A 15,775-nucleotide genomic window follows, 5' to 3' on the forward strand; every position below is an offset into this window, starting at 1 on the left:
CCAACTGCCAACTGCCAACTGCCAACTGCCAACTGCCAACTGCCAACTGCCAACTGCCAACTGAAAAAATACGCCGCAGAAACTAAACTTTCCTCAGCCCTTGAAAATCGAACGGAAATCAGACCTTGTCCACGACTAAATCATTAACCCGCCTGTTCCCCGCCCGCGAGGAGAATGTTGCCCTGGAGGGGCTGTATCTGCAGCATGCGCTGCATCGGGCCCAGTTGCAGGAGACGCCGCTGGTTTACAGCAACTTCATCGAAAGCCTGGACGGGCGGATTGCGATTGCGCACCCGGAGACGGGGGAGAAGGGGGTGCCGGCGGCGATTACCAATCCGCGGGACTGGCGGTTGTATCAGGAGCTGGCGGCGCAGGCGGATATTCTGGTGACCAGTGCGCGCTATGTGCGGGATTTCGCGGCGGGAGAGGCGCAGGATGCGTTGCCGCTGAGTGATGATCCGGCCTACGAGGATTTGCATGAATGGCGCCGTGCGCAGGGCTTGCCGCCGCAGCCGGCGGTGGTGGTGCTCAGTGCCAGTCTGGATCTGCCGCTGGAGGTGTTGTGCGAGCAACTGGATCGGCCGGTCTATGTGGCCACCGGGGCGCAGGCCGATCCCGAACGCATCAGGATGTTGCAAGCCGCCGGGACGAAAGTATTGATCGCCGGGGAAGGGCGCAAAGTTGATGGCTGGGCGTTGATCGAGGCGCTGCGGGCCGAGGGCTTTTGCTGTATCTATTCGGTCGCCGGCACGGGGGTGCTAGAGACGCTGGTGACGGCCGGGGCGATCAACCGGCTCTATCTGACCCAGGTCCACCGGTTGCTCGGCGGGGCTTCCTATCACACGCTGCTGGAGGGGAGTCTGCTCGATCCCCCGGTCGATTTTGTCCTCAACGCGCTGTATTACGATCAGGGTGATGAGACATGTTGCAGCCAGTTCTTTTCCGTGTATGACGCACTCAAATAGGGTCTAACACGTCGGTATGCCGCTATGATGCCAACAATCCCCTGATCCACCGCATCACCCACTTCACCTGTGTTGGTGCAGCGACCTTTGGGCCTGTACTATATAGATAGACGGTCTTGCCGGCGCGGTGTCTGGTGCGCGCGACGGGCTGATCGTCGGTTGATTGTATAATGTCGTGTTCCGGCGGTTCGCCGGACAAGGGAGTGAATAACGTGCGTGCTATTTTCGGGTTTGTTCTGGTTTTGATGAGCTTTTCGGTACTGGCCGAACCGGTCGAGACCCCCTACGACGAAGTGAGTCTGCCCTTCGAGTTGCACAAGGTGCCGGAGGCGCCGGTGTATTACATCATCGGCAAGTCGGGCGTGCCCGATTCGGTGAACGAGGGGCATACCTCCAACGGCGGGTTCGTGGTGACCGACGAGGGCGTGGTGGTGTATGACGCGCTGGGCACGCCGGCGCTGGGCTACCGGATGCTGCAGCGGATCCGTGAGGTGACCGACAAGCCGATTACCCACGTGGTGATCAGCCATTACCACGCCGATCATATTTACGGCCTGCAGGCGTTCGATGAGCATGCCGGCAGTCCCAAAGTGATCGCGCACGACCTGGCGCTGGGCTATATCGGCGGCGATCGCGCCAGTCAGGGCGAGGCCGCGCAGCAGCGGCTGGTGCAGCGCCGTGAGGCACTGTTCCCCTGGGTGGATGAGAATACCTACCTGGTCGCGCCGGATACGACCTTTGAAAAAGAATATACCTTCGAGCAGGGCGATCTGACCTTCGTGGTGCGGCACATGGGGCCGGCGCACGCGCCGGGCGACAGTATCATGCTGATCAAGGAGCTCGGCGTCCTGTTCAGTGGCGATGTGATCTACAAGGGCCGGATTCCCTTTCTGGACAGCCCCGATACGGATGTCGAACGCTGGCTTGAGGGGCTGGCCTATCTGGACACGATGACCCCGACACCGCGCTTTATCATTCCGGGCCATGGTGAGGCCTCCGACGATGTGCATGAGGCGATCAGCTTTACCCAGGGCTATCTGAAATACGTGCGCAGGGAAATGGGCGAGGCGGCCCGAAACTTTGTGGCTTTTGACGAGGCGTATCGCGATACCGACTGGTCCGAGTACGAAGATATGCCCGCCTTTGATGCCAGTAACCGGGGTAATGCCTATCGCATTTATCTGGAGATGGAAGCCGGGGGTTATTGAATAATTCCGAAGGGGATGAGGGAACAGTCGGCTCTTAAGCATTCCGAATACCCGATCGCTTTGTTCAAAAATTGCTTCGTGAAGTTTATGCCCCGCAGGGGGACTCGTAATGACCTGAAATAGTAGTGTCATTGCGAGGAACGACGTGACGAAGCAATCTCCCTGGCCGGGTATTCGTAACGCCTGTTCAGTCGCTGAATTTTACCAGCCGGGTCACCTGAATATCGGAGATAAACACCACCCCCGAATGTTCGTTGTAGAAGGGCGATAGCCCTTCGAGTATCGGCTTGACCCGTTCCTCGGGCACCGCGGCGATGATCATGATCAGCACATCATCCTCGTTGAACATGAGGTGGCCTTCATGAAAGCCGTGGCTGCCTTTGCCGGAGAGATTGTTGATAATGGTGTACCCCTTGACGCCGGCCCGATCCAGCACGTCGGTGGCAAAGCTCTGGTGTTCGCCCCCCAGGATGATCTCGAGTTTTTTCAGCGGACTGAAGTTCAGGTTTTTCATGATGCGGTGGACTCCGTGGGTTGTTCATCCGCCTGGCCGCCGGGTAACGGCCGGCTTTGCCAGGTGTTGTGGTCGTAGATATGTGCCGTGTTCTGTTCCGGGTCGATAATCAACAGCCGCACCCAGCCGTTACGCACCAGGTTTTTGACCGTGGCCACGTCCTCGATGGCCTGACGGGCATGTTCGTAGGGCGCCTCGATGACGGTGATCAAACGGATCGGTTGATGATAGGGGTGGCCCTGATCGAGTACGGTCTGGGCCGGCAGGCCGGTGCGCAGATCGCTGAGGTTGCCGGTCATCACGCCGAAGCGCCCGGCCACGTTGTGATACACCTTGCTGCCGCTGCCAAAACGTTCGTTATCCACGGTGGAAAAATAGTGTTCCATGTTGATCCACTGACCGACCACCAGCGGGCCGGTGAGAATATTCTCCAGCAGGCGCCGTTTGGGATCGGCCCGGTAATCATAGGAATGCAAAAACGCACGGCCTGCCAGTGACAGGTGTTGCGTCATCTGTCGGCGGCCGATGATGAAATAGGCATTGCCGGACAGTCCCCATTCCGGACGCACCTGCGACCAGTCCATGGCGTTACGCCGGGCCTGGTGATTGGCTTCGGCCGGATCGCAGTTACCCGCTGTCAGTTGCAGTTCGGGGAGGCGTTCCTGGGCACACAGCCGCGAGGCACCGGTCAGGCCGCTGCGCAGGCGATCGAGATAGATCACGTGCGAGGATGGCAGCCGATCGAGATCGAACAGTTTGATCTCATCGGTGGTGGTGTCGTGCAGGGCCGGCAGGAACCAGGCATCGTCGGGGATGTCGATACCCTGGGCACGCAGCCGCTGACGAACCCGGGGCTGGTTGGCCATCTGGGCCAGCACGCGGGCATTGATCAGCCCGTGATTGCCGCCGCAGGCGCCGCAATCGAGCGCCGACTCATAGGGATTGTTATCGGAGGTGCTGCCGTGGCCGACCAGCAGGATGAAGCGGGAGAAATCCCGGTTCAGGCCAATCGAGTGCAGGGCCTGGCTGACAAAGTTGGTCTGTTCATCGAGACTGAAACCGATGCGTGCCAGCTGTTCCCTCTGCAGCTGCGCGAAGGCCGGCTCAATCCGGTAGACTGAACGCAGACGCTGGATAAACGCCTGTTCGGCTTCTTCCGTCAGGTTCAGCGTTCCACTCAGCGCCGGGGCCCGGGTGGCATGTCCCAGAGCGGCTTCACGCAGTTCGCGGACCATCTCGTCGGTCACCGCTTCGGGTTCCAGCTCGAACTCCTGTTCTATCGCCTTGCCCACAACGGCCCGCTGCACGGCGCGAACGATGGAGTCGGCCTGTTCGCGATCCAGCTTGTCGAGTAACAGATGGGTCGCGGGTTTGTCGCGGTACAGGCGCTGGCGCCAGCGGTTATAGCTTTGCGGCAGGAAAGTTTTGCCGAGCATGTCGAAGCCGAACAGCATGCCGATGGCCTCGACGGTGACGTATGGCGTGAAGACCGACTCTTTCAGCTCGTGCAGCACTTTTTCCAGCGCGGTGGTGGCGGCTACATCCGCCGGTGCCGTGGCCGTCATTTCCAGGACCAGGTTTTTCGGTTTGAGCAGCACCGGGCACAGATGGGTTTCACTGCCCTTGCCCAGTTCCATGAAGCTGATGGGCACGCCGAAGAAACCGGCGATGCCGAAGGTCTGATAATCCCCCGCGCTTTCCAGATGCCGGCGAATCCGTTCGGAGCGGGTATCGATGCAGAACAGGGCCTGGGCAAAGGGGCGTTTGTCGCGCGGGACCGGCGGGGTCAGATTGATGTCCCGCAAAACCGTTTGCATGGCCTGGGCCTCCATCGCGCGCAGCCAGAGCATGCCTTCGGCATCTTCGAACTGTTGCAGTACCGGCATCAGCGTGGCCAGTTGATCGGACGTCAGGACCTCGAGCGCGGCGTTCGCGTCGGCCCGGGTTGCCAGCTGGCACAGGTGGGCAGCCTGATCCTCGGCATCGTGTCGGCGCCGGGCGCGGACATAGTCGTCAAAGCATTGTTCAATGGCCTTCGCGCGTCCGCGGGCCAGGGTTTGCTCCACGCGTTGGGCGTAGGCGGGCAGTATCGCCCCGCTGTGTAACTCATGGCGCAGCCAGGTTTCCCGGGGCCGGGTTTGAATCAGGGTCTCCAGCGCGCTTCGATCGGTGGCAATCCGCTGGCGGCTGCGCTCGGCGAGCAGGGCGAGAGCCAGGGTCAGGCGGATCGCCAGAAAGTCGACCAGGTCGGCGGGATAGCGTTGACTCCAGTAATAATGTTTGGCGTTGGCCCGCCAGCGAATGAAGCCGGCCCAGCCGTGCAGGCGGGACAGCTCGCGGGAGAAACAATCGACCCATTTGTCCTCCGGGATGCCCAGCTCGCTCATCACCGAGGCAATCACGCCTTCGGGGTGCGGTTCGTTTTCCAGAATCCGCTCGATATGCAGGCCGCGCATAAACAGCCGGGCGTTGCGCAGGGCCAGCTCGCGCCAGGCGCTGAACAGGCCCTGCTTGCGACCGGGCATATGCCAGACAGACTGGCCCTCGTCGAAGAAATCGAGACAGCTTTTGATCACCAGCTCATCCAGCTCGGCGCCGATCCCGGTGCCATAGAGCCGGTCCACCGCATCATATAACGGACAGGCATCCAGCAGAGTGTCATGCAGCATTGCCGTCAGGGTGTCCGGATCGACACGGGGTTCGGGTTGTTCCCTCCCGTGGATCGCGGCATGCACCTCCTTCGCGTCGGCCAACGATGTGCTCCGCATGATCGGTTGTTCGCCCCGGGTGAGCAATGTCATCAACCAGTGGGACAGATCGACGCCGGGAATTGCCGGCTGCTGTGCCACAAACTCATCGATTCCGGCGGCCAGCGCAGCCCGGTCGACCTTGCCCTGCGCCAGATAACGCTGGTATGCGTGCCGGGATAAAAAGCCCCGCCCATGAAACAGTTGCGCGCCGGTTGCCACGGCCTCGGGGAAGGGCAGATGTTCCAGGCCGTGCAGCGGGTTATGGTGAATGAACGCGCGCATCGGCCAGAAAAATGGAATCGGTTCGCCGGCCACGTAGATCATGGTGCGAATTTTCAGTTGTTGTCCCAGTGGCAATGTCATAACAGGACTCCGAGACCGTACAGTCCGCTCGCCACCAGCAGGGTCAATGCCAGGGCATACGCCCCGGTGGCGAGGCGATTGAGATCGATCACCGCTTCATCGCCCGCCGGGCCGACGATGAATCCCTGCAACAGGCGCGCGCCCGCCCAGCTCCAGAGTAACCAGACGAGGGTGACGCCGACGGCCAGCAGTGGCATGAACGTGGCAGCCTGCATCACGGTGACGAGCATGATGAAAAACGTCGGGAACAGGGGGGTGGCGATAATCGCCAGCACCACCAGCACGAGTATCGCGCTGAAGCGGGGCAGCGATTCGGCCAGACCGCCGTACAGGCCGGTATAGGCGGCGCCAAAGCGGCGTGCCAGTCCCGCGCCGAGCAGTGTCAGCAGCACCAGGGGGGCACTGAAACCCAGCGCAAACAGATGCAGCTGTAACATCGGCATATCACCCTGGCGCGCAATCCACAGCAGGGCCCAGGCCGAGGTGGCCAGAAAGCCGCTCCACTGTCCCACATCGCGCAGGGCCAGGGCGCGCAGGGCATACAGTGCGGCGGTGAACAGGGCCAGCGGAATGATCCAGCCGGGCACGGGACTGTCCAGCATCGGCAACAGGATCAGGCCGATCTGGGGCCAGAGCAACAACAGCACGATGCGCAACAGGGTAGAGCGGCTTTTACCGAGCACAAAGTTAAAGCCCATGCTCAGCGGGAACAGCGGCAGGAACAGGCCGATCAGCAGATAGGATCCGGTTGGCATCTTAAATCCACCTCAGCCAGAGATTGAGCCGTCCCGCGAAGGCCAGCAGGACCCGGCTGAATCGGGTATAGAGATCGGTGAGATAAAACTCACGCGAGATCAACGCATAGAAGGACAGCCACAGCCGGCGACGGTACGGGCTTTTGTGATGACCGTTTTGTTCGCTGAAGCTGATGATGAGCCAGCCGAAAATGATCACCAGCGCAATCAATCCCATCAGCAGATCAAACCAGAACAGATCAAAGTCCGCCGCCGCGTAGATCTGTTCGCGAAACGCCGGATCGGGATATAAAAACAGATCGAAGGCGTGACTGATTAACGTGTAGCCGAGTACGACCACGGCGAAAGAAAAGATACTCAGCGTAATCAGCCGACGCAGATTACGGGTCTGCATCCGGTAAATGGTGAAGATCAGTTGCGCGCCGGTGATCCAGCCGAAGAACAGCAACACGATGGCGCTTTGTTTCTGGAAATAGTCTTCGGCGACCAGCCAGTGGGCGGCGACCAGGATCGCGATCGGCACTGCCAGGGTCATGGCGGCCATCAGCCGCCAGGGAACGCGCTGGCGTATCGGGCGGCGTTCGACTACGAAGGTGTACAGATCGTCCTTGGGCACGCCATCGTCGCCGCGCGCGGCGTGGATGACATTCCCGGCGCCCAGAAACAGGGTGCCCTTGAACAGGCCGTGGGCGATCAGATGATAAATGGCCAGGGAGAAGGCGCCGATACCGCACTCCATGATCATAAAACCCATCTGGCCCATCGTGGAGTAACCCAGCGATTTTTTGATGTCGTTCTGGGTCAGCATCAATACCGAGCCGATGATCGCCGTGAACAGGCCGACGATAAACACCCAGTGCAGGATCTCCGAGCTGTGCACGAACACCGGCGCAAAGCGGTTGATTAAAAACCCGCCGGCATTGACGATGCCGGCGTGCATCAGGGCCGAGACCGGTGTCGGTCCCGACATGCTGTAGGGCAGCCAGGTATGTAACAGAAACTGCGCCGAGCGGGCAAAGGCGGCCAGGGCGATCAGTCCCGCGACCACATCCATCAACGGCCAGCCGAGTACCTGATGGGGGCCCGGATCGGTGCTGATCTGTTCGAATATCGCCGGCAGCGAGCCGGTACCGTAGGCCTGGTAGAGCAACACCGCGGCAATCAGCAAGGGCAGATCGCCGATGCGATAGGTGATCTTGGTCCAGAAGGCATAGCGATAGGCCGAAACATCCCGGGTATTCTGGCCGAGCAGAAAATAGAGCAGGACCCCGATCAGCTGCCAGGTGATGATCAGGGTGAGCAGATCGCCGGCGGTCACCATCAGCAGCAGCGTGGCGGTCATCAGATCGAGCAGCACGAAGAAGCGGCCATAACCGATTTCTTCGGCCATGTAACGCAGGGAATAGACATGCACGACCAGACTGATACCGGTGATGACCACGGCCATCAGGGTGCTCAGCGGATCGAGTAGCAGCAGCGCACCGGAGCCGAACAGGCTGACGGTTTGCGGGCCGTGCCCGGCAATCACCATCCACAGGGCGGCGACGCAGAGGCCAAAGGTGAGTAGTGTCGCGATCACACTCAGGCGGGCGACGCGCCGGCCCATTTGCCGGCCCAGCAGGTGGGTCAGCAAGGCCGACAGGATCGGCACACCCGGTATCAGTAAAATGATCTGTTCCATGCTGTCTTTTCACCTGTTACCCGGAAAAGGTTGGCGTCTTGTTGCAGGGAGAAACCCCGGGCCAATCCTTCCTGTTTGATTGGCTGCTGAACCGCTATATCCTTTCAGCGGCAGGCTGGGTCTCCCACCTCACAACTCGGGTAAGTGTATCGGCATCACTGATAGGGAAATATCGATATTACAAATAGGAATGATTGCTTATTAACTATGCGTGTAAAACGTGTAATGTGTGGGGGATTTCGGGAACAGCGCAAGATAGCCGCACAACTCAACATAGCGTCGGTGAGGGATTACCGGGAGGCTTGTGCCGGGGACGGGGATCGCTGGCAACCTGCCCGTCGAGGTCAGGCCGGAAAAATAACAATATATAAAGTGTCTGGACGCAGGATGTGCAGCATCGTGTCGGGTAATGCCGGCGCCGGCAAAAGCAGACTGCTCCGGCCACAGATCGGTCCGCGGTATACTGCTCGTTTGTCAGTGGCGGAGATTGCCCGGGGCGAGGGAGGGCAATGCAAACCGGTTAATCAGACGAGACCGACAACTATTCGCTACCGTGGTCGGCACCGCGGGAATCTCACTCCCGTGCCGCGTATCCGGAGTCAATAGCGTTGCGCGCACGATACGGTATTGCGTTAATCTGAAACGGCAATACGGCTTGCCAAATAGCTGTAACCCCATTGATTGTGTAGAAAATAATCACTATCCTTCTGGAAATTCACAAATAAAAACAAGAGACCCCCATGCGTTTATCCGTCCTTCCTCTCGCCCTGTTGCCGATTATTGCTGTTTTGTCATTCTCCGCCAACGCCGAGCCGGTCATGTTGCCGTCCGGGGCCATCGGTATCAAAGGAACGGTCTACGAGGAGCGTGCATCCTGGGCCAGGGCCAGAGTGGGGCTGGGCATACAGGGCAATGTCATCGACAATAGTGAATTGCGAGACCAGAACGGGGAAGTGGAAGGCGATATTGGTACAGTCAAGATCATCTATTCGGTGGCCGACAGGGTGGATCTGTACGCGGACTTCGGAGTTGCCAGCGGCATGGAGTATAGCGCCGAACAGACTGTCAAAAATGTCACCAGGGATGTCACCTTCGCGATGAGTGATGAAACGGTGCTGGGCGTGGGGATTGCTGTTGTGCTTTACCAGGAAGATAACGGTTTATCGCTCAATGCGGATCTGAAATACCGGAAAATTCAGGATATGGATTATGACTCCGTGACGGTCGACGAAACGACTTACTCACGGAATCAGTTGACCGATACCAGCGGGGCGGTCTATGAGCAATGGCACGCGGCACTGGGGTTGAGTTACCAGTTCGGTATGTTGACGCCTTACGCGGGAATCAAGTTTGTCGGAGGAGATTACTCGGCGATGGCGACGGAAACAGTAACGTCAAGTCATACGACTTACGAACTTCGCCCGACAGGAAACGATAGTCGTGTTGGCGCCTATGCCGGGTTGACTCTGTTGCCCGCCGAACGGCTCGCCATCGATATCCAGGGACGGGTTATAGACGAGGAGGCGTTCAGCGCCAGTCTGACCTTTATGTTCTGAGGCGCGTGCGCGCAAAGAGGTGGGTAACGCCTTTTTGTGTTTTGTGTCGCGCGGCTCAAGCGACCCCTGTCACGCCATCAACGGCAGGAAAAAGCCTTTGCCGAAGGCCACGGCCTCGGAGAGGGTGAACAGGCTGATATTGTCGGTATCACTGTCTTGCCATTGTTTGGCCGTTGCCCGATTCTCAAGAAAAACCATTTCCATACACATACTGTGCGCGGCCACGGCGGAGGGCATTTGCCAGCGAATCCCGACGATGGCGTCGTCGGGCCGGGCATCGCACAGAGTATCCCCCTGCATCTGAATCCTGACGGGGGTATGGTTTACATGGCATACGGAGCTGATGCTTACCGTCTCGTCAAACATCGGCGCGACAGAAAGGGCATCCAGGGCGCACATGGCGTAGAGGGTATGGCCGTTGACACTGAGCTGGTGCGGGGTTGGTTCACTGGTCAGGGGATAGGCGCCAACCGGCCACTGTCCCTTTCTGTCGAGCACGATCAAATCCGCCTCGCCCAGCCTGCGTAAACCCGCTGCCCGCGCTTCTTTATCGATCACGGTGTCGAGTTCGGGCCCGGTCGGGACCCGGCCGTATTCGATCAAACCGTGCAGGATAGCCTGATGCAGGTTTTTTAACGCGGGGGACAGCTGCGCCTGCCGTGCCTTGAGCGGCAATTGCCGATTCAGTCGTGCCACGGCGGCTTGAATATCCATATGTTCTCCGGGTTATGCCCATACCATGATGGCAGAGTATACCTGCTAAATGGGTGGATAATGCAGCGGACCCTCCGTGTCACACATACCTGGCCGGACAGGCCATTGGCGACAATTTTGTGACATAGTTCAAATTTTTTTCATGCTGTGTCGCGACTACGCTGTTTTGGGTGAGCGTGGAATGTTTTGCTCCGGATCGATTTGGCCGGGTTGGGGCCCAATTTCGGTGAAAGCCTGCACATGTTATCAGGGTGAATCCTGAGATCCCTGATCAGGGTTTACCCTGATATTTTTGTCTGGTTAAAGCAATCCTGTCGCAAGCCGAAATATTATAAAGCAGAGAAGAATCTGTTCAGAACGTCTATTTTCGATCATCACCTCATAAAAAGGAATGGAGTGTCGATGAGCAGAGGGAATCAGGATCCCGGTTCGCGGCGGGGCGTCCGTTACCTGGGGCTGATGTCGGGTATCTTCGTGCTGGTGGTGCTGGCGGCGGCATTTACCGTGGCGGTGGTGCAGACCCAGGCAGGGGTCGCGGCCTACCTGGCCGGGCAAAGTATCTGGTCCCGGGGCCAGGTCAAGACCGTGCTTTACCTGGATGCCTATGCCGAGACCGGCGATCCGGCCATGTTGAGGCGTGCCCGGCGCTGGCACGATATCCCGCTGGGGGATCTCCAGGCGCGCAAGGCGATGGAAACGGAGCCGTTCGATGATGAGGCAGCGCATGAAGGATTTTTACGTGGCCGGATTCATCCCGCCGACATCCCGCGCCTGATTACCCTGTTCCGGTATTTTTCAAAGGCGCCATATTTTCGTGACGCAGTCCGCGCCTGGCAACGCAGTGATCAACAGATTCTGGCCCTGGGCGACATCGCCGATCAGCTCGAAACCGAATGGCAGGCCAGGGAGATTTCTTTCCAGCGGCGAAATGCGTTGAGAACCGAACTGGATCGGGTTAGCCGGGAACTGGATGACCATGCACTGGAATTTCGCCGTGCCATGACTCGGCTTGCGCGTCTGATGCCGACCGCGTTGTCCCTGGCCAGTGTCGTATTCTTTATTGTATTTGGTGTTCTGGCCATGACACTCACGTCGCGCTTGACACGCGCACTTCGAAATTCGGAGCGCAAGTTCCGGGCAACGTTCGAGCAGGCCGGGATGGGCATTGCCCAGATTGCCGAGGACGGTCGCCTGCTGGAGGTGAATCAGGCGCTGTGTGACATTTTGCGCTACTCCAGGGAGGAGATATTGAAGTTGAGCTATCCGGAATTGATACACCCGGAGAACAAAGAGAGTAACGATGAAGAATCATTTGCCGCTATTTCAGAAGCATTCGAAAATCGCACTATCGAACAACGTCTGCTCTGTGGTGATGGTAAAACAGTCTGGGGCAGGTTTACGGTTTCCCGCTTTGAGAAACTGTCAGACTCACAGGCCTGTTACATCGCGATCCTGGAAGATGTATCGGAATCCCGTCGCCTGTCCGCGGAACTGAGTTACCAGGCCAGCCATGATGAGTTGACCGGCCTGAACAACCGGCGTGCCTTCGAACGCTATCTGGAAGAGTTCCTGCAGCGCGCACATAACGACGGTTCCGTTCACGCCCTGTGCTTTATCGATCTCGATCAGTTCAAGATTATTAATGATACCTCGGGGCATTTTGTCGGCGACTACCTGCTGCGCCAGGTGGCGGAGAGCTTTAGCCACCATATTCGCAAGGGAGATCTGTTGGCCCGTCTCGGCGGCGATGAGTTCGCACTGATCCTGGAACACTGCGAGCCGGATACCGCCATAAACGTAGCGGAAAAGTTGCGCAAGACCCTGATGGAAACAACGTTTGCCTGGGGTGAACAGCGATTCAGTATCGGCTGCAGTATCGGCGTGGTGCCGATTACCGCAACCAGCGTTGACATGGCCAGTCTGCTGCGCATGGCGGATGCCGCGTGCTACCTGGCCAAGGAGCGGGGCCGAAACCGGGTTCATCTGGCTTACGAAGACGACAGGGAACTGGTTGAACGTCGGGAACAAATGGAGTGGGTCAGCCGGGTCCGTTCCGCGCTCGAGGAAGACCGACTGTTCATGGATGCACAGTACATTGTTTCGCTCACCAATTCCGTGCGACTTCGCTATGAGGTGCTGGTACGCATGACGGATGACGATGGAACGGTGCTCCCGCCAGGCGCCTTTCTCCCGGCCGCGGAGCGCTTTGACATGGTACATTTGATCGATCGCTGGGTTATCGAACATGTCTTTATGCAACTGCATGCGCATCCCGCGCATCTTGCACAGCTCGAAGCCTGCCATATCAATGTTTCCGGGCCCTCCTTCGACCAGGAGGATTTTCTCGACTTCGTGGTGGCGCTGTTTGAACAGTATGCCATCCCGTGCGAAAAGATCTGTTTCGAGATTACCGAGACTGCCGCGGTAAGAAACCTGAATGATGCCCGTCTGTTCATGGAGCGACTGGGCACAATGGGTTGCCAGTTTGCGCTTGATGATTTCGGTGCGGGGCTGTCGTCTTTCGGGTATCTTCGCCAGCTGCCGGTGGATATTATCAAGATTGATGGCCACTTCGTGCGCAATGTCGCCACCGACGAGACGGATCGGGCGATGGTCAATGCCATTAATAATATCGGACAGTCGCTGGGGAAAATGATTGTCGCCGAGTTCGTTGAGGATAATATGGCCCTGGAGCTGTTGCGGGGGATGGGTGTCCATCTCGCACAGGGTTATGCCGTGCAGTATCCCGGCAGATTTGCCGAGCTGATCAAAGACCGCGCGCTAAATGAACAGGGGTAAGTTATCCGCAATCCGGCCCGGCTGCTCAGCGGTTCTCTTTTTCTTTTACCGCGCGTCTGTGAGTATAGAGTAACGGCTCGGTATAGCCGTTGGCCTGTTCGCGTCCCTTGATGACCAGATCAAAGGCGGCACGGAAGGCCTGACTGTTGTTGAAATCCGGCCCCATCGGGATATAGGCGGGATCGTCACGGTTTTGCCGGTCGACTTTTTCCGCCATGCGTTTCATCACTTCCAGCACCTGTTCGGCGTCGCAGAGGCCGTGGTGCAGCCAGTTGGCAATGTGCTGGCTGGCGATGCGCAGGGTGGCGCGATCTTCCATTAGCCCCGTGTTATTGATGTCCGGTACCTTGGAACAACCGATACCCTGGTTGATCCAGCGCACGACGTAGCCGAGGATGCCCTGGGCGTTGTTCTCCAGTTCCTGGCAGATTTCGGTTTCATCAGGTCTGGTCGCCCCCATCACCGGGATGACCAGCAGATCATTCCGGTCGGTACGCTTGCCGCGGACGATGGCCTGCTGACGCTCGAAGACATTTACCTGGTGATAATGGATGGCGTGCAGTACGGCGGCGGTGGGTGAGGGGACCCAGGCGGTGTTGGCGCCGGCCCGGGGGTGGTTGATCTTGGTCGCCAGCATGGCCTTCATCTCATCGGGCATGGCCCACATGCCCTTGCCGATCTGCGCCTTGCCGGTAAAACCGCAGGCCAGACCAATCTCGACATTGGCGTTTTCGTAAGCCTGTATCCAGGTGCTTTCTTTCATTGCGCCCTTGCGCACCATGGGGCCGGCTTCCATGCTGGTATGGATCTCGTCGCCGGTGCGATCCAGAAAGCCGGTATTGATGAAGACCACACGATCCTTCGCGGCGCGGATACACTCCTTGAGGTTGAGCGAGGTACGCCGCTCTTCGTCCATGATGCCCAGCTTGAGGGTATGTCGGGTCAGTTGCAGCTGATCCTCGATAAAGTCGAACAGCTCATTGGTATAGGCGACTTCCCCGGGGCCGTGCAGCTTGGGTTTGACCAGGTAGATGCTGCCGTGGCGGGAGTTGTTGAGCGAACTGTTGCCCCGGATATCATGCAGCCCGATCAAGGTGGTCACCAGTGCATCGAGAATGCCCTCGGGGATCGGCGCGCCGTAATGGGTGACGATCGCGTCGGTATGAATAAACAGGCCGACATTGCGGATCAGTAACAGACTGCGGCCGGGCAGGGTCAGGGAATCGCCGTTCGGTGTCTGGTACTGGCGGTCCGGGTTGAGGCGGCGGGTGAGCGTCTTGCCGGATTTGGCGAAGCGTTCCGTCAGGTTGCCCTGCATCAGCCCCAGCCAGTTACGATAGGCCTGCACCTTGTCCGCGGCGTCGACCGTGGCGACCGAATCTTCCAGATCCTGAATGGTGGTGAGCGCCGCTTCCAGCAGAATATCTTTAATACCGGCCGGGTGGCTCTGGCCGACGGGATGCTGGCGATCGATCTGCAGTTCAATGTGCAGGCCGTGATGGCGCAACAGGAGGGTGTCGGGTGTCGTCGGCTGGCCGTTAAACCCGGCGAACCGGGCCGGCTGTTTCAGGACGGTGGCCGGGCCGTCGTCCAGCACCATCGTCAGCGCGTTATCCTTGATGAGGTACTGGCTTACTTCGGCATGGCTGCCACGTTCGAGTGGGGCGATTTCGTCCAGCAGGCTCATGGCCCGGGCCACGACCCTGGCGCCGCGTTCGGGGTTGTACTGCGCGGTGCGTTCGGCGCCGTCGGACTCGTCGATCACATCGGTGCCATAGAGGGCGTCATACAGGCTGCCCCAGCGGGCATTGGCGGCGTTCAGGGCATAGCGGGCATTGCTCACCGGCACCACCAGTTGCGGGCCGGCCACGCGGGCGATTTCGTCATCCACCCCGGCGGTGGTGATGCTGAAATCATCCCCTTCGGGCAGCAGATAACCGAGGTCGATCAGAAACTGTTTATACGCATTGTCATCAAAGCGGGGATGCTCACGATGCCAGGCATCGATCTGCGCCTGGAGCTGATCGCGTCGTTCGAGCAGCTCATGATTGCGCGGGCCGAACTGGTGGACCGCCTCGGAGAGCGTGGTCCAGAACTGTCCGGCGTCGATCCCGCTTCCGGGCAGCGCTTCGTCCATAATAAAGGCGTGCAGCTGGCTGTCGATCTGCAGTTCGCCGGCCTGGATGTATTGCGTCATGGGTTCCTCTTCTCACATGGTTTGATTGCACGGATGCTTGTCACAATCACGGGCATCAAGCCGTCGTTCAATCTATCACTTCGATTCGGCTGTGGCCGTTATGGGCTTTTGCGCCGGCTCTCCAGGTAACTATAGGACACGATGGACAACGATCTTCCCCAAAACCCTTATAAATTGACCAGAATTGCGGTGATGCAAGCGTCACTTCATCGCCGCCCGACGCCTTTACAGTCAGGTGGAATGACTATACTTGTGAGAGTCAAGACGAGCGGT

10 protein-coding genes are annotated in these 15,775 nt (G+C 58.8%); 4 read left to right on the plus strand and 6 right to left on the minus strand.

All coding sequences use genetic code 11. The features are described from left to right. Positions 1-125 precede the first annotated feature (125 nt). A complete protein-coding gene (locus EDC23_RS09155) occupies positions 126-965 on the plus strand; it encodes a RibD family protein (protein WP_134083788.1) in 840 nt (279 codons plus the stop codon). Between the two features lie 245 nt (positions 966-1,210). Beyond that, positions 1,211-2,173, plus strand: a complete 963-nt coding sequence (locus tag EDC23_RS09160; protein ID WP_399359232.1) for an MBL fold metallo-hydrolase — start codon at positions 1,211-1,213, stop codon at positions 2,171-2,173. A 187-nt stretch (positions 2,174-2,360) separates the two neighbouring features. On the opposite strand, the gene EDC23_RS09165 is transcribed toward EDC23_RS09160, so the two are convergent. The 4 genes from EDC23_RS09165 to EDC23_RS09180 are packed head-to-tail and all read right to left on the minus strand — an operon-like array spanning position 2,361 to position 8,236. Then, positions 2,361-2,687 carry a P-II family nitrogen regulator gene (locus tag EDC23_RS09165; protein ID WP_134083790.1) on the minus strand — a complete coding sequence of 109 codons (327 nt, stop codon included), beginning with the start codon at positions 2,685-2,687 and terminating at the stop codon, positions 2,361-2,363. Next, on the minus strand, positions 2,684-5,800 hold the full coding sequence (locus EDC23_RS09170) for a DUF2309 domain-containing protein (protein WP_134083792.1): 3,117 nt from the start codon (positions 5,798-5,800) through the stop codon (positions 2,684-2,686). The genes EDC23_RS09165 and EDC23_RS09170 overlap by 4 nt, the downstream gene beginning before the upstream one ends. Then, positions 5,797-6,555 carry a hypothetical protein gene (locus tag EDC23_RS09175; RefSeq protein ID WP_134083794.1) on the minus strand — a complete coding sequence of 253 codons (759 nt, stop codon included), beginning with the start codon at positions 6,553-6,555 and terminating at the stop codon, positions 5,797-5,799. The genes EDC23_RS09170 and EDC23_RS09175 overlap by 4 nt, the downstream gene beginning before the upstream one ends. 1 nt (position 6,556) lies before the next feature. After that, positions 6,557-8,236: an NADH-quinone oxidoreductase subunit 5 family protein gene (locus EDC23_RS09180; protein WP_134083796.1), complete on the minus strand. Its 1,680-nt coding sequence runs from the start codon at positions 8,234-8,236 to the stop codon at positions 6,557-6,559. A 740-nt stretch (positions 8,237-8,976) separates the two neighbouring features. Between EDC23_RS09180 and EDC23_RS09185 the strand changes: the two genes are divergently transcribed. Beyond that, on the plus strand, positions 8,977-9,792 hold the full coding sequence (locus EDC23_RS09185) for a hypothetical protein (RefSeq protein WP_134083798.1): 816 nt from the start codon (positions 8,977-8,979) through the stop codon (positions 9,790-9,792). A gap of 69 nt (positions 9,793-9,861) precedes the next feature. Here EDC23_RS09185 and EDC23_RS09190 read toward each other — a convergent pair whose 3' ends face one another. Then, positions 9,862-10,506 (minus strand): alkylmercury lyase family protein, encoded by a 645-nt coding sequence (locus EDC23_RS09190; protein WP_134083800.1) that lies wholly within the window; start codon positions 10,504-10,506, stop codon positions 9,862-9,864. A 402-nt stretch (positions 10,507-10,908) separates the two neighbouring features. Between EDC23_RS09190 and EDC23_RS09195 the strand changes: the two genes are divergently transcribed. Next, entirely contained in the window at positions 10,909-13,305 is a 2,397-nt protein-coding gene (locus tag EDC23_RS09195; protein WP_134083802.1) for a putative bifunctional diguanylate cyclase/phosphodiesterase, read from the plus strand. Positions 13,306-13,330: 25 nt separating this feature from the next. On the opposite strand, the gene EDC23_RS09200 is transcribed toward EDC23_RS09195, so the two are convergent. Beyond that, positions 13,331-15,502: a malate synthase G gene (locus EDC23_RS09200; RefSeq protein WP_134083804.1), complete on the minus strand. Its 2,172-nt coding sequence runs from the start codon at positions 15,500-15,502 to the stop codon at positions 13,331-13,333. Between the last annotated feature and the right edge of the window lie 273 nt (positions 15,503-15,775).

Source organism: Thiohalophilus thiocyanatoxydans (genome assembly GCF_004366735.1).
In the GTDB taxonomy this organism is placed as follows: Bacteria; Pseudomonadota; Gammaproteobacteria; order UBA6429; family Thiohalophilaceae; genus Thiohalophilus; species Thiohalophilus thiocyanatoxydans.

Bases quoted from the DNA above. Each gene is read 5' to 3' on its own strand.
- EDC23_RS09160 (WP_399359232.1), top strand. From the start codon at position 1,211: ATGAGCTTTTCGGTACTGGCCGAACCGGTCGAGACCCCCTACGACGAA.
- EDC23_RS09165 (WP_134083790.1), bottom strand. From the start codon at position 2,687: ATGAAAAACCTGAACTTCAGTCCGCTGAAAAAACTCGAGATCATCCTG.
- EDC23_RS09170 (WP_134083792.1), bottom strand. From the start codon at position 5,800: ATGACATTGCCACTGGGACAACAACTGAAAATTCGCACCATGATCTAC.
- EDC23_RS09175 (WP_134083794.1), bottom strand. From the start codon at position 6,555: ATGCCAACCGGATCCTATCTGCTGATCGGCCTGTTCCTGCCGCTGTTC.
- EDC23_RS09180 (WP_134083796.1), bottom strand. From the start codon at position 8,236: ATGGAACAGATCATTTTACTGATACCGGGTGTGCCGATCCTGTCGGCC.
- EDC23_RS09185 (WP_134083798.1), top strand. From the start codon at position 8,977: ATGCGTTTATCCGTCCTTCCTCTCGCCCTGTTGCCGATTATTGCTGTT.
- EDC23_RS09190 (WP_134083800.1), bottom strand. From the start codon at position 10,506: ATGGATATTCAAGCCGCCGTGGCACGACTGAATCGGCAATTGCCGCTC.
- EDC23_RS09195 (WP_134083802.1), top strand. From the start codon at position 10,909: ATGAGCAGAGGGAATCAGGATCCCGGTTCGCGGCGGGGCGTCCGTTAC.
- EDC23_RS09200 (WP_134083804.1), bottom strand. From the start codon at position 15,502: ATGACGCAATACATCCAGGCCGGCGAACTGCAGATCGACAGCCAGCTG.